The 12,940-nt window shown below is 73.3% G+C and carries 11 protein-coding genes; 9 read left to right on the forward strand and 2 right to left on the reverse strand.

The genetic code is table 11. The features are described from left to right. Positions 1–174: 174 nt before the first annotated feature. From ACZ7G3_RS34320 to ACZ7G3_RS34335, 4 genes are all read left to right on the forward strand, one after another. Entirely contained in the window at positions 175–615 is a 441-nt protein-coding gene (locus ACZ7G3_RS34320) for a DUF6643 family protein (protein WP_426601712.1), read from the forward strand. Positions 616–657: 42 nt separating this feature from the next. Next, complete coding sequence (locus tag ACZ7G3_RS34325; RefSeq protein WP_470930438.1) at positions 658–1,485, forward strand: MOSC domain-containing protein; 828 nt, start codon at positions 658–660, stop codon at positions 1,483–1,485. Positions 1,486–1,691: 206 nt separating this feature from the next. After that, positions 1,692–2,297, forward strand: a complete 606-nt coding sequence (locus tag ACZ7G3_RS34330; RefSeq protein ID WP_470930440.1) for an Rv1733c family protein — start codon at positions 1,692–1,694, stop codon at positions 2,295–2,297. Positions 2,298–2,405: 108 nt separating this feature from the next. Continuing rightward, positions 2,406–4,844, forward strand: coding sequence for a right-handed parallel beta-helix repeat-containing protein (locus tag ACZ7G3_RS34335; protein ID WP_470930441.1), 2,439 nt, complete (start codon positions 2,406–2,408; stop codon positions 4,842–4,844). A 486-nt stretch (positions 4,845–5,330) separates the two neighbouring features. Here the strand turns inward: ACZ7G3_RS34335 and ACZ7G3_RS34340 are convergent, their stop codons facing one another. After that, positions 5,331–7,586 (reverse strand): hypothetical protein, encoded by a 2,256-nt coding sequence (locus ACZ7G3_RS34340; RefSeq protein WP_470930452.1) that lies wholly within the window; start codon positions 7,584–7,586, stop codon positions 5,331–5,333. Between the two features lie 482 nt (positions 7,587–8,068). Between ACZ7G3_RS34340 and ACZ7G3_RS34345 the strand changes: the two genes are divergently transcribed. Together ACZ7G3_RS34345 and ACZ7G3_RS34350 are read left to right on the forward strand one after the other, a co-directional pair. After that, positions 8,069–8,890 carry a DeoR/GlpR family DNA-binding transcription regulator gene (locus tag ACZ7G3_RS34345; protein ID WP_426601715.1) on the forward strand — a complete coding sequence of 274 codons (822 nt, stop codon included), beginning with the start codon at positions 8,069–8,071 and terminating at the stop codon, positions 8,888–8,890. Positions 8,891–9,010: 120 nt separating this feature from the next. Beyond that, positions 9,011–9,484: an SRPBCC family protein gene (locus ACZ7G3_RS34350; RefSeq protein ID WP_470930443.1), complete on the forward strand. Its 474-nt coding sequence runs from the start codon at positions 9,011–9,013 to the stop codon at positions 9,482–9,484. A gap of 28 nt (positions 9,485–9,512) precedes the next feature. Here ACZ7G3_RS34350 and cds1 read toward each other — a convergent pair whose 3' ends face one another. Then, entirely contained in the window at positions 9,513–10,637 is a 1,125-nt protein-coding gene (cds1, locus tag ACZ7G3_RS34355) for an L-cysteine desulfhydrase Cds1 (protein ID WP_470930445.1), read from the reverse strand. Between the two features lie 343 nt (positions 10,638–10,980). On the opposite strand from cds1, the gene ACZ7G3_RS34360 reads away from it, so the two are divergent. From ACZ7G3_RS34360 to ACZ7G3_RS34370, 3 genes are all read left to right on the forward strand, one after another. Then, a complete protein-coding gene (locus ACZ7G3_RS34360) occupies positions 10,981–11,304 on the forward strand; it encodes a hypothetical protein (protein ID WP_426601718.1) in 324 nt (107 codons plus the stop codon). A 184-nt stretch (positions 11,305–11,488) separates the two neighbouring features. Next, the gene (locus tag ACZ7G3_RS34365; RefSeq protein WP_470930447.1) at positions 11,489–12,037 is read left to right on the forward strand and encodes an ATP-binding protein; all 549 of its coding nucleotides are present in this window, start codon (positions 11,489–11,491) and stop codon (positions 12,035–12,037) included. Between the two features lie 345 nt (positions 12,038–12,382). Next, positions 12,383–12,781 carry a VOC family protein gene (locus ACZ7G3_RS34370; RefSeq protein WP_426556751.1) on the forward strand — a complete coding sequence of 133 codons (399 nt, stop codon included), beginning with the start codon at positions 12,383–12,385 and terminating at the stop codon, positions 12,779–12,781. The last annotated feature ends 159 nt before the right edge of the window (positions 12,782–12,940 follow it).

Consider the following 12,940-nt stretch of genomic DNA (forward strand, 5'->3'; position numbering starts at 1 on the left):
CGGACAACCGCCGGTAACCCGCCCGGAACTCGCCCTTTACCCCAAGAACGCGCGGCGTGACGCCCCATTTTGCCGAGTTCGCTCGCATTGGGGATCCCTGGTCACTGCGGACACGGAAAACAACCCTCTTATCGGTCTCCCCAATCAGCACATCGTGGGCTTAACTTATGTGCCATGACCTCCCCCCGCTCCACTTATGGTGGCGGCTATTACTCCGCCTCCTTCCCGGACACTCCGATCTACGACTCACTCGTGGCCGAGCGGGGCACCCCGCAGATCGCCCCGATCCGGGTCCCCGCCGCGTACGACGCGCCGGGCAGCCACCTGCCCGCGCTCCCCTCGGCTCTGCCCGCCCTCCCGGCGGGCCCGTCCCAGCCCTCCTACGGCTACCCGCAGCAGGCGCCGCAGCCCGCCCCGCTGCAGCAGGCCCCCGCCCCGTACATCCCGCACCAGGCGACCGCGCCACGCGGGTACCCCGGCCCCCAGCAGGCGCAGCAGCCACGCCCGGCCGCGCCCGGACCCGCGGGGTACGAGGCGATGCGCCCCACGGCTCCCCGGCCCGCCCCGGCGCCGTACCAGGACCCGTACAACCAGCAGCAGTACCGCGGCTACTGAGCCGTCGTCGGGGTTGTCGGTGCCTCCTGGCACGATGACCCCATGGCGAACGCGCGACTGCAGTCGATTCACGTCCATCCGGTCAAGGCGACCCGGAGCCTGTCGCTCCGGGAGGCCGCCGTGGAGCCCTGGGGGCTGGCCGGGGACCGCCGCTGGATGCTGATCGACGACGGGGGAAAGGTCGTCACACAACGCCAGCAGCCGCGCCTCGCCCTGGCCGCCGCCGAGCTCCTGCCCGGCGGCGGCGTGGTGCTGTCCGCGCCCGGCCGGGAGCCGCTCACGGTTCCGGCCCCGCGTGGAGCGGGCACCGTCGTGGTGGAGGTCTTCCGCGACAAGGTCGAGGCGCTGCCCGCGGCGGGCGAGGCCGCGCACTCCTGGTTCAGCGCCCTGCTCGGAGCAAACGTGCGGCTGGTGTACCTGGACGAGCCCGCCACGCGCCGGCCCGTGGACCCGCGGTACGCGCTGCCGGGCGAGACCGTCTCCTTCGCCGACGGCTTCCCGCTGCTGCTCACGACGACGGCCTCGCTCGACGCCCTGAACTCCCTGATCGCCGGGGGCGAGCACGCGGACGAGGGCCCGCTGCCCATGAACCGCTTCCGGCCGAACGTGGTCGTCGCCGGCACCGACCCGTGGGCCGAGGACGGCTGGTCCCGCGTCACCGTCGGCGAGGTCGCCTTCCGGGTCGTCAAACCGTGCGGGCGGTGCGTCGTGACGACGACCGACCAGGGCACCGCCGGGCGCGGCAGGGAGCCCCTGCACAGCCTCGGGCGGCACCGCCGCATCGACGGGAAACTGGTCTTCGGGCAGAACCTGGTCCCGGTCGGCCGCGGCACGGTCCGGGTCGGCGACCCGGTGCGGATCGTCGAGTGACGTGCCGCGTTCCCGGCGGCGCGTTCCGGACACCGGCGCATACCCGGGAACCCGGTCCGCGGCCCGCGCGTTGAGCCTTGGCGAGACGTTCATGAGGAACCCGGCCGCGAGTCCGGTCGGGACGGCGTGGCCCGCTCTCCATGACCGGCCCCCGCTCGTGAACGGCTCGAACCGGGGCCGGTACGGAGCGGGGAGGGGTACGGATCGTGCGGGCGATCAGCGGGCTCTGGCGCTGGCGGCACAACGCCCTGTGCCGTGCGACCGACCTGGCCGAGGCCTGGGTGGCACTGGCCGGACTGCTGCTGATCCTGTCCCTGGCCCCGCTGACCGGCACGCTCGTGGGCGGCGCCGCGCAGGACGCCCTGCAGCGGTCGGTGCGCGACCAGCACGAGTCCCGGCACCGGGTCACGGCCACCGTGGTCCGTGCGCTGGAGCGTCCCCCACTGACCGTCCACCCCGAGGGCGCGTCCGCCGGGGACCTGCGCAGCCGTGTCCTGGCCGACTGGACCGCGCCGGACGGCTCGCGGCACGAGGGTCCCCTCATGGCGGGCATCGACGACCCCGTCACCGGCGACCGTTTCGCGATATGGACGGACGCACACGGCCGGACGGTGGCCCGCCCGCTGGACTCCCGTACCGCGGCGACGCACGCCGTGCTCGCCGGGTTCGGCGCCGCCGTGGCGACCGCCGCCCTGGTCGAGACCGCCCGGCGGATCGTCGTGTGGCGCATGGTCCGCCGCCGGTACGCGCGCCTGGAGCAGGAATGGGGCAGGGCGGGCCCGGACTGGGGCAGGACCGGCGCGGACAGCTGACGGGCTTCCGCCTCCGGTCAACTCACCACCTGTGCGCACGCTACGGTGGACCGGCCGAACCGAATCGGCGACGACCCGCGTACGACGAGGTGGGGGCACAGCAACGCCATGGCACAGGGCACGGTCCAGGTGACGCACACCGGCACCTCGCGGTGGCGGCGCCGCACGGGTGAGTACGCATCGCTCGCCGCCGCCCTGGAGGCCGCGGCCGACGGTGACGTCCTCACCATCGCCCCCGGGACCTACCGGGAGAACCTCGTCGTCCAGCGGGCGGTGACCCTGCGCGGCCCCGAGGGCTCCCAGGGCTCCGTCCGGATCGCGCCCGTCGACGGCGTCCCGTTGACCGTGCGCGCCTCGGCGGTGGTCCAGGACCTGCACGTGGAGGGCCAGGACGCGGCGGCGCCCGCGGTGCTCGTCGAGGAGGGCACGCCGGAGCTGCTGGGGCTGCGGGTGGTCACGCGTTCCGCGTCCGGGATAGAGGTGCGCGGCAGCGCGCGGCCGACGGTGCGGCGTTGCACCGTCGACAATCCGGCCGGTGTCGGCATCGCCGTCCTCGACGGCGGGGGCGGTGTGTTCGAGGAGTGCGAGATCGTCTCGGCCGGTCAGGCGGGCGTCGCGGTGCGCTCGGGCGCCCATCCCCGGCTGGTGCGCTGCCGGGTCCACCACGCGGCGGGTTCCGGCCTGACGGCGACGGGCGAGGGGTCCTCGCTGGAGGCCGTGGGCTGCGAGGTCTACGAGGTGCGGGGCAGTGGCGTGCAGGTCACCGGCCGGGCCACCGCCCACATGACCGACTGCGACGTGCACCGCACCACCGGCGACGGCGTCACGCTCGACACGGACGCGGTACTCACGCTCGCCGACTGCCGCATCCACGAGATCCCCGAGAACGCGGTCGACCTGCGCTCCCGTTCCGTTCTCACCCTGACCCGCACCATCGTGCGGCAGTTCGGGCGCAACGGCCTGTCGGTGTGGGATCCGGGCACGCGGGTGGACGCCAACCAGTGCGAGATCTTCGACAGCACGGGCGACTACCCGGCCGTCTGGGTCAGCGACGGCGCCACCGCGGTGCTCGACTCCTGCCGGGTGCACGACGTGCCGGACGCGCTGTTCGTCCTGGACCGCGGCTCGCGCGCGGACGTCGTCGACAGCGACCTGTCCCAGGTGCGCAACACGGCCGTGTCGGTGAGCGACGGCGCCACCGCACAGCTCGACGACTGCCGCATCCGGGACGCGGCCACGGGCGCGTGGTTCCGCGACCACGGCAGCGGCGGCACCCTGAACAACTGCACCCTGGACGGCAACCGCACCGGCGTGATCGTCACCAAGGGCGCCGACCCCACCATCGAGCGCTGCACGGTCGATTCCCCCTCGGAGGCGGGGGTCTACGTGTCGGCCGGAGGCCGCGGCAGCTTCCTGAACTGCCGCGTGACCGGCAGCGCCGGCTACGGCTTCCATGTGATAGACGGCTGCCGTACGACGCTGCGCAAGTGCCGTACGGAGCGCTGCGCACGCGGCGGGTACGAGTTCGCGGACGGCGGCCCGGACACGGCGTACGACTCCGGCCCGATCGTCGAGGACTGTGCCGGCGACGAGAGCGGCGGTCTGACGCCGCCCGCCGCGCCGGGACCGGTGGTGCAGACGGTGAGCCAGTCCCCCGGCCTGCTGGGCTCCATCCCCGGGCAGCGCAGCACCGAGCAGGAGCCCCTGATCGCGGACGGCGGGCCGAGGGAACCGACGCGTACCTCGAAGGCCGTCCTCGGCGAACTGGACGCGCTGGTCGGCCTGGACAGCGTCAAGCGCGAGGTGCGGGCGCTGACCGACATGATCGAGGTGGGCCGGCGCCGGCAGCAGGCGGGTCTGAAGGCCGCGTCGGTCAAGCGCCACCTGGTCTTCACCGGCTCCCCGGGCACCGGCAAGACGACGGTCGCCCGCCTTTACGGAGAGATCCTCGCGTCCCTCGGCGTCCTGGACAAGGGCCACCTCGTCGAGGTGTCGCGGGTGGACCTGGTCGGTGAGCACATCGGCTCCACGGCGATCCGTACCCAGGAGGCGTTCCAGCGGGCGCACGGCGGCGTGCTGTTCATCGACGAGGCGTACGCGCTGTCCCCCGAGGACGCGGGCCGGGACTTCGGCAAGGAGGCCATCGACACGCTGGTGAAGCTGATGGAGGACCAGCGGGACTCGGTCGTGGTGATCGTCGCGGGGTACACGGCGGAGATGGAGCGTTTCCTGTCCGTCAACCCCGGAGTGGCGTCCCGGTTCTCACGGACCATCACCTTCGGCGACTACGCACCCGAGGAGCTGCTGCGGATCGTGGAGCAGCAGGCCGACGAGCACGAGTACCGGCTGGCGCCGGGCGCGGCCGAGGCGCTGACGGAGTACTTCACGGCGATCCCCAAGGGCCCGGCCTTCGGCAACGGCCGCACCGCCCGCCAGACCTTCGAGGCGATGGTGGAACGGCACGCGAGCCGGGTCGCCCAGGTGGCCGACCCCAGCACGGACGACCTGACGCTGCTCTACGCCGAGGACCTGCCGGAGCTGCGGTAGCCGGCCCTGCCGCAGCGTGGGGCAGTCCTTGGCCCGTTCTCTGTTCCCCGGTGACGGTATGCGCGCCGGACCAGGCCGCTCACGCGGGTGTGCGCCCCCGGCGTCGAGATGCCCCGCCCACCCGTCGGGCCCGCCGAAGACGCCACCGCGGTCCCGCCGCCCGGTTCGACGACGTCGCCGAACGGCTCGCCGCGCCAGGCGGGCGCGGGTCGACGAGCGGGGTCGTCATCGGCGGGCGGGCCGCTCCGGTGACGCGGCCTCAGGGCGTTGACGTGGCCAGTCGTGCCGCATCCGGATCCGGCTCCTGCGTCGCGGCGGGGGGCCGGCACCCGGACTGACCGTTCTGACCACCAGGAACCTTTGGCACTGGCCGGAGAGGCGGGTGCCCACGCGCCGCACCGGCCGCCGAGGTCGCGGGACACAGCCGCCGGTGGGCTCGGCCCGCCTACGGCCTCCGGTCGCGACGTGCGCCTCGAGTCGGGCCGCTCACCGCCGGCCGGTGTGCCGCGGTTCGGGTACCTCCGGGCGCAGCCGGGCCAGCAGACGCTGCCGTTCCTCGGCGAAGGCCGGGTCGGCCTGATAGTCGGAGTGGCCCAGGATCGGCGCGGGCAGTGGGTGGAGTTCGGTACGGCCGTAGGTGAGCGGGTCCTTGAGGGGTGCGCGGTCCACCGCGGGGCCCGAGTGGCCGGGCAGCCGCATCGGACCGCCGATGGGGTCGGTGCGCCGGTACAGGTTGCGCCAGCAGTCGACCTCCTCGTGCAGCGAGCCGAGTGCGGCCGGGCCGAAGTGGGCCGGGAACCAGCGGCCGTACAGCCGCTCCAGCGGGGATCCGTAGGTGAGCAGGGCGACCCGTTTGCGGGCCGACGGCTCCAGCTGCCAGGCCGCCGAGGCGGCGAGGACGCTGCCCTGCGAGTGCCCGGAGATGACCAGCCGCCCGCCGGTGGCACGGGTCCAGGTCGCCATCCGCCAGGTGAGGTCGGGCACCGCGCGCTCGGCGTAGCAGGGCGGTGCGAAGGGGTGGGCGGCGCGCGGCCAGAACGTGCCGACGTCCCACAGGATGCCGATGGTGCGCCGCGCGGAGGCGTCCTTGTAGGCACGCCTGCCCCAGGTGACGAACAGTATGAAACCGAGGCCGATGAGCCAGGAGCCCAGTGCCTGCGCCGTCTGTGCGGCACCGTGCACGACGGCGTACGTCCCGCGCGCGGCGTCGCCGGGCACCTGGTCGGTCGTCAGGGCGCCCACCAGGGCTCCGGCGCCCAGCAGCAGGGTGGCGGCGGACGTGATGGCGACGAGGAGGGGGGCCCGGTCGGTGAGGGTGGCCAGGGCGCGGGTGAGCGCGATGCGCCGGGTGCGTCCCGGGTCCCCGGCCTCGCCGGGGTGGTCGCCCTCCACGGCGTCCCGTTCGGCGCGGGCGAGTCGCCAGGTGTGCCGGGCGAGCGCGGCGCAGAGCAGCAGGACGAGGACGAGCAGTGGCGGGATGACGGACGCCTGCCAGGTCAGCAGGACGGGTGGTCCGTCGATGGACGTTCCGGTGCCGTCCAGCCAGTCCGACACGCGCTGGGCGACGCCGCCGGACATCACGCCGCCCAGCGCGCAGGCGAGCATGGCGACGGCGGGGCCGCCGAGGCCACGGATCGCGACGCGGGCGTCGGGGAGGCTGCGGTACAGCACGTGGGCGACCACGGCGAGGGCGATGACCAGCAGGCCCTGCACCGTGACGATGCCGCCGAAGGCCGTGTCCCCCGGCAGCCGGCCGGCCGACGACCACTGGGGACGGGCCCAGCCGCCGTACAGCAGGGCGAGGACGAACAGGACGAGGGCGGCGAGCGGCAGGCGCCGCACGAGGCGCTCGTCGAGTTCCCGGTCGAGACGGTTCTCGCTGCGGCCCCGGCGGCAGACCACCGCGGCCACGGCGACCGCCCCGACGACCAGCGCGGCTTCCAGGATCCATCCCAGCGCGTCGAGCAGCGCCGGCCCGCCCGGCCGGCGGTCGAAGCGGGCGGCCGGCACGCCGACGGCCGTGGCGACGGTCAGCAGGGCGGCGGCGGTGTGGGCGGCACGCAGCCGGGCCACCAGACGGCGCCCGTACCAGAACCCGGGCCGGCCGAGGGCGGTGCGGGCCGGGTCCTCCTCGTGGCCGAGCTCGCGGTCCATCGGCTGCTGGGACTCGTACGCCCGCCAGGTGCGCAGCGACAGGTACCACAGCAGGGCGGTGAGCGCGGCGGGCACCAAGGCCGCCAGGGCGAGCCTGCGGCCGGGCGTGCTCCACCAGCCTCCGTCCGACATCCCCGGGGACAGGAAGCCCAGCCAGGAGTGCCGCTCGGCACACGCACGTGCCCCCGCGCACTGCCAGGCGACGAGGTCGAGCGCGACCTCGCAGGCCGCGGCGACCAGCAGCACCGTCATGGTCAGGCCCACGAGCCGCACCAGCAGCCCGTAGAGGCGGACCGTCCGGGTCCGGCCGTGTGCGGTGGGCCGCATCCAGTGGGCGAGGTTGACCACCATGAACGGCAGGAGCAGCAGCCACAGGGCGCGGGAGCCGTTGCCGGAGGTGAGGTTGCACCAGACGTAGGCCTCGGGCACCGGCCGTCCCCGGTAGTCCTCGGGCCGGGACTCGGCGTCGGCGTCCTCGGTGCGCCGGAAGACGGCCGCGACGTGGTCGCCGGTGATCCGTACGGTCCGCGGGTCGTCCAGCATCTCGGCGGGGGTCGTGCCGCCCACTCCGTGCACCAGGAGTTCCAGGGCGGTGCCTGTTCTCCCGTCGTTTCCGTCACTCCCGTCTTTCCCGTCACTCCCGTCTTTCCAGTAGCTCCAGTCGCTCCCGTCTCTCCGGTCGCTCCCGTCTCTCCGGTAGCTCGGGTCTCCCAGGTCACTCCCGTCGCACGGTCCGGGGGCGTCCTGTCCGCCCGTCCCGGTCCGTTCCTTCGCCTGTCCCACTGTCCGCACTCCCCCGTGACGCCCCGTCGGCTCTGCCCGTGCGGGCACAAGGATCTCCGCTGAGGGAACGTCGTACACCCCTCGGCACGGAATCTCCCCGAACCGTGTCACAGGTGACACCGGGACGAGCCTGGAATGACATGAGCGCGGCAGGCAGGTGGTGGCGCGGCTCATGGCCGGGCGTGCGAGGATGGGACGTCCGCGCACCGGGAGCCGGGAGGGTTCCCATTCGGAGCGAGTGCGCCGGGCGTGTCGGGCGGTTTCGCGGCGAAAGGACCGAAGCGTACGTGAGTGAGAATCCGAACCTCCTCGCGGAGCAGCGGCGCGCCCTGATCCTCGACGAGGTACGCCGCCGGGGCGGAGTCCGGGTCAACGAGCTGACCCGGAAGCTCGGCGTGTCGGACATGACGGTCCGTCGCGATCTCGACGCGCTGGCCCGGCAGGGCGTGCTGGAGAAGGTGCACGGCGGCGCGGTCCCGGTGGTCGAGGCGAGCACGCACGAGCCCGGGTTCGAGGCCAAGTCGGGCCTGGAGCCGACCGCCAAGGAGGACATCGCGCGGGCCGCGGCGGAACTGGTCGCGCCGGGTGCGGCGATCGCCTTGTCGGGCGGTACGACCACGTACGCGCTGGCGCACCGGCTGGTGGACGTGCCGGATCTGACGGTGGTCACCAACTCGGTGCGGGTGGCCGACGTGTTCCACGTGGCGCAGCGCACTTCGGGGGCCCGGCAGGGTGCGGCCACGGTGGTGCTCACCGGCGGTGTGCGCACTCCCTCGGACTCGCTGGTGGGGCCGGTCGCCGACCAGGCGATCGCGACGCTCCACTTCGACGTGCTGTTCCTCGGCGTGCACGGGATATCGGCCGAGGCCGGCCTGTCGACGCCGAACCTCGCGGAGGCCGAGACGAATCGGCGGCTGGTGCAGTCCGCACGGCGTGTCGTCGTGGTCGCCGACCACACCAAGTGGGGTGTCGTGGGCCTGAGTTCGTTCGCGACGCTGGAGCAGGTCGACACGCTGGTGACCGATGCGGGCCTGCCGGCGGACGCCCGCGCGGAGATCGCGGAACACCTGGGGCTGGTCGTGGCGGGCGAGCCGGAGACGACGGACTGACCTCGGCGGACGCCGCTGCCCGGCCCCTGGCCCCCGCTGACACCCGGCGCGACCCCGGCTATCGTGGCGCCTCCCGACCGATCGTCCGCGTACGCGGCCTCGTTCAAGGGTGTGGTGCCCATGGCTCACCGTCTGCGTCCGGTGGGTCTCGACTTCGTCGAGGCGGCTCCGGTCCGCCTGGTCTTCGCACGGGAGGTCTCCGCGGCTCCGGATGCGGTCTTCCGCGCGCTGGCCGAGGACGTGCCGGGGTGGACCGCCTGGTTCTCGGCGGTGACGTTCGCCCGGCCCATCGGCGAGCGGGCGGGGCGCGAGATCCGGCTGAAGGGCGGTACGCGCTTCGTGGAGACGGTGCTGACGTCCGAGCGGCCCGAGGTGTACGCCTACCGCGTGGACGTCACCAATGCGCCCGGCGCCCGGGCCATGGCCGAGGAATGGCGGCTCGCGCCGGCCGGGACCGGCACGCGCGTGCGGTGGACGTTCGCGGCGGACGGTACGGCGCCGTTCCGTTTCGTGCTGGGCCGCGCGCGTCCGGGCCTGGGGCGGGCCTTCCGGGACGCGGTCATCTCGCTGGACCGGCGGCTCAGCCGCCCGTAGCGCGCGGCCCACGCCTCTCCGCCCGGGGTCAGCCGGGCCAGGCGCCCGTGTGCAGCAGGGACTCGATCGCCGCCGTGTACGGCCCGATGTCGAGGCCCTGTTCGGCGAGCCAGGTGTCCGAGTAGTACTTGTCGAGGTACCGGTCCCCCGGGTCGCACAGCAGCGTCACCACGCTGCCCCGGCGTCCCACGGCCACCATCTCGGCGACGATCTTCAACGCGCTCCACAGTCCGGTGCCCGTGGAGCCGCCCGCCTTGCGGCCGACGGCCTGTTCCAGGGCCCGGACGGCCGCCACGCTCGCCGCGTCCGGCACCTTCATCATGCGGTCGATCGCGCCGGGTACGAAGCTCGGTTCCATACGGGGCCTGCCGATGCCCTCGATCCGGGAACCGCAGTCGCAGGTGACGTCCGGATCGCCGGTGGTCCAGCCCTCGAAGAAGCAGGAGTTCTCCGGGTCGGCGACGCAGACGCGGGTGTCGTACTGCATGTAGTGGACGTAGCGCGCGAGGGTCGCCGAGGTGCCTCCGGTGCCGGCCGTGGCGACGATCCACGCCGGTTCGGGGAACCGCTCCAGCCGCAGCTGCCGGAAGATCGACTCGGCGATGTTGTTGTTGCCCCGCCAGTCCGTGGCCCGTTCCGCGTAGGTGAACTGGTCCATGTAGTGGCCGCCGGTCTCGACCGCGAGGCGGGCGGACTCCTCGTACATCCGGCGGGAATCGTCCACGAAGTGGCACCGCCCGCCGTGGAACTCGATCAGGCGGATCTTCTCGGCGCTGGTCGTGCGCGGCATGACGGCGATGAAGGGCACGCCGATCAGCTTCGCGAAGTACGCCTCGGAGACGGCCGTCGAGCCGCTGGACGCCTCGATCACCGGGCGGTCCGGCCGGATCCAGCCGTTGCACAGACCGTAGAGGAAGAGCGAGCGGGCGAGCCGGTGCTTCAGGCTGCCCGTGGGGTGGGTCGACTCGTCCTTCAGGTACAGGTCGATGCCCCACCGCTCGGGCAGTGGAAAGAGGAGCAGGTGGGTGTCGGCCGAGCGGTTGGCGTCGGCCTGCACCTTGCGGACGGCTTCTTTCAGCCAGGTGCGGTACGCGGTGTCACTGTGGTCGACGTCGAGGGTGGCGCCGGTGCGGGTCTGCTGGGGGGTGCTCACGACGGGGCTCCTTACGCTGCGCGCCGGCTGCGTGTCGCGCGGTCGGCGCCTCGATCATAAGCACCTTCCACACGCCTCTCACCTGCATAAACACACCTTTGGGCGACCCAAAGGCACCCGTGGGGGCCGGCCCTCGGCCCGGTGGGGGCGCATTCGGGCGAGTGCTCCGGTCGCCTCCGGAAAGGGGCGGCGCGTACTGGTGCTCGGCGCGCGGTGCGGGCAGACTGCCAGCGGGCGGGACCGGGTTCCCGCCGCGGGCGCACACTGGAGCACGACACGAGCCGGTACCGGGAGCACCGAGGTGTACGGTCCCGGCAACCGACGGGCGCGAGGGGGCGACGGCATGGCGGAGCCGGAGTTCAGGGCCACAGGGGTGCGGATCGGCAAGCGGCTGCGCTCACTCACCCGGGCCGGAACGGTCCGGATCAGGGGTGGCAGGCTGGAGTTGCTCACCAGCTACGGCAGCGAGATCGACAGCGCTCCGGTGCAGGCGGTGCGCGCCTCCCGTCCCTGGTTCGCCCCTCAGGACCGCGCCCTCGCCGACCTCAACGGCAAGCGGTACCTGCTGACCCTCGGTGAGCGGGACCCCGCGCCGGGCGAGCCGGGTCCGCCCGCGGCTCGCCGTTTCATCGAAGCGGTGCGCAGGGCGGCCGGACACCGCGTATGAAATGTCCGTAAGTTGCGGTGCCCCACCCCTTGCGTCACGCTGGTCTCACGTCACTCTGGGTTTACCGGCGATAACGCTGCGAACCAGCCCGCCGGCCATGACAGCAGGCGGCGATGCGCCGCGTGCGCCCTGCTGGATCCGAACTCCGTGTTCTTCCGGACCTCTATGTCGGGGAGTCGCAGCCGTGATCAGTCACCCAAGCAGACACTGCACGGTGGAGCTCCAAGCCCTGCCGTCGCGGATCGGCCAGGTCCGCAGAATCGTATCTGCGCAATTGCGCTACTGGCATATGGATTCCCTGATCGACCGGGCCGCGCTCGGCGTGACGGAGTTGTTGACCAACGTCCACCTGCATGCCCGGCCCGACAAGACGTGCACCGTGGAGATAGAGCTGATCCTGGACCGGCTCACCGTCTCCGTGCGCGACCACGATCCGCGTCTGCCCGTGGTGGACGACGCCGAACCGCTCGCGACCTGCGGACGTGGGCTCTCCATGGTGGCCGCGATGAGCGAGAGCTGGGGCGCCCGGCCCGACGGCGAGTCCGGCAAGGTCGTCTGGTTCACGCTCCCGACGGCCGTCACCGCCCCGCCGCCCGCCGCGTCCCCCGTCTCCACGCGCCCGCCGCGGCGCCTGGTCGAGGAGGTGCCGGCCGCCGCGTTCGCGGAAGTCGAGCACGCGGCCGACCTCGGCAGACCGCAACCTGCTCCCGCCCGGTCGGCCGTTGCCGGCTGACCGGGCGGTGACCCCTCGCTGCCGAGGGCCGTGCGCCCGGTGTCCGGCCGCCGCACCGTGGGCCGGGGTCCGGTGGCGCCGGGTACCGCGCGCAACCGCCGGGGGCCGGACGGGCACTGACGGTACGCCGCTCCCCGGCCGGGCGAGGGCCGGGAGCGGAGCGGGGGCGCGGTCCACCGGCCGAGCGCACCGTACGGCCGACGGCAGCAGGCGTATCTCGGGGGAGTACGTCGGCCGCCCGCCCGTGCTGCCCGCACTGCGACGGCCGCAACTACCGGCGTGCGCACCGTCCGTTTTCGTGACGGTCACCGGGTCACGGGTTCGTCCGGTATGTAGGCTCGGCCCATGCTGAGACTCGGCTTCCCCGTCATCGGCGTCGCGGACGTGCCCCGCGCGGTGGCGTTCTGGACGGCTGCTCTGAACCTGGTCGCCTCCGAGGAGCGGAAGAGCGAGACGTGGCGAACGCTCGACCACCCCGACGGCTCGGGGCGGGCCCTCGGCCTGCTGCGCAGCGAATCACCGGCCGAGCCGCACCCCCGGCTCCACCTGGACCTGTTCACGGACACGGCGGAGGAACAGCGGGCCGAGGTACGGCGGCTGATCGGTCTCGGTGCGCGGGCCGTCGACTGGGACCTCTACCCGCCCGACCCGGACTTCGTCGTCCTCGCCGACCCGGACGGCAACATCTTCTGCGTCGTCGACCTCAGCCACGCTCCGAGCGGCGGCGACCGGCCGGCGCCATGACCGGCCCGGAACCGAAGGTCAGGGGGTCTTCACCTGCTGGGCGTCGAAGTCGAGTAGGTGAGCATGACCATGTATGAGTGAGTGTCGTTGTCAGAGTGTGAATCTGACGGAATGGGCGAAGGCGCAGGGCGTGCATCCGCAGACCGCGTATCGCTGGTT

This window comes from Streptomyces sp. NPDC037271, from assembly GCF_055603605.1.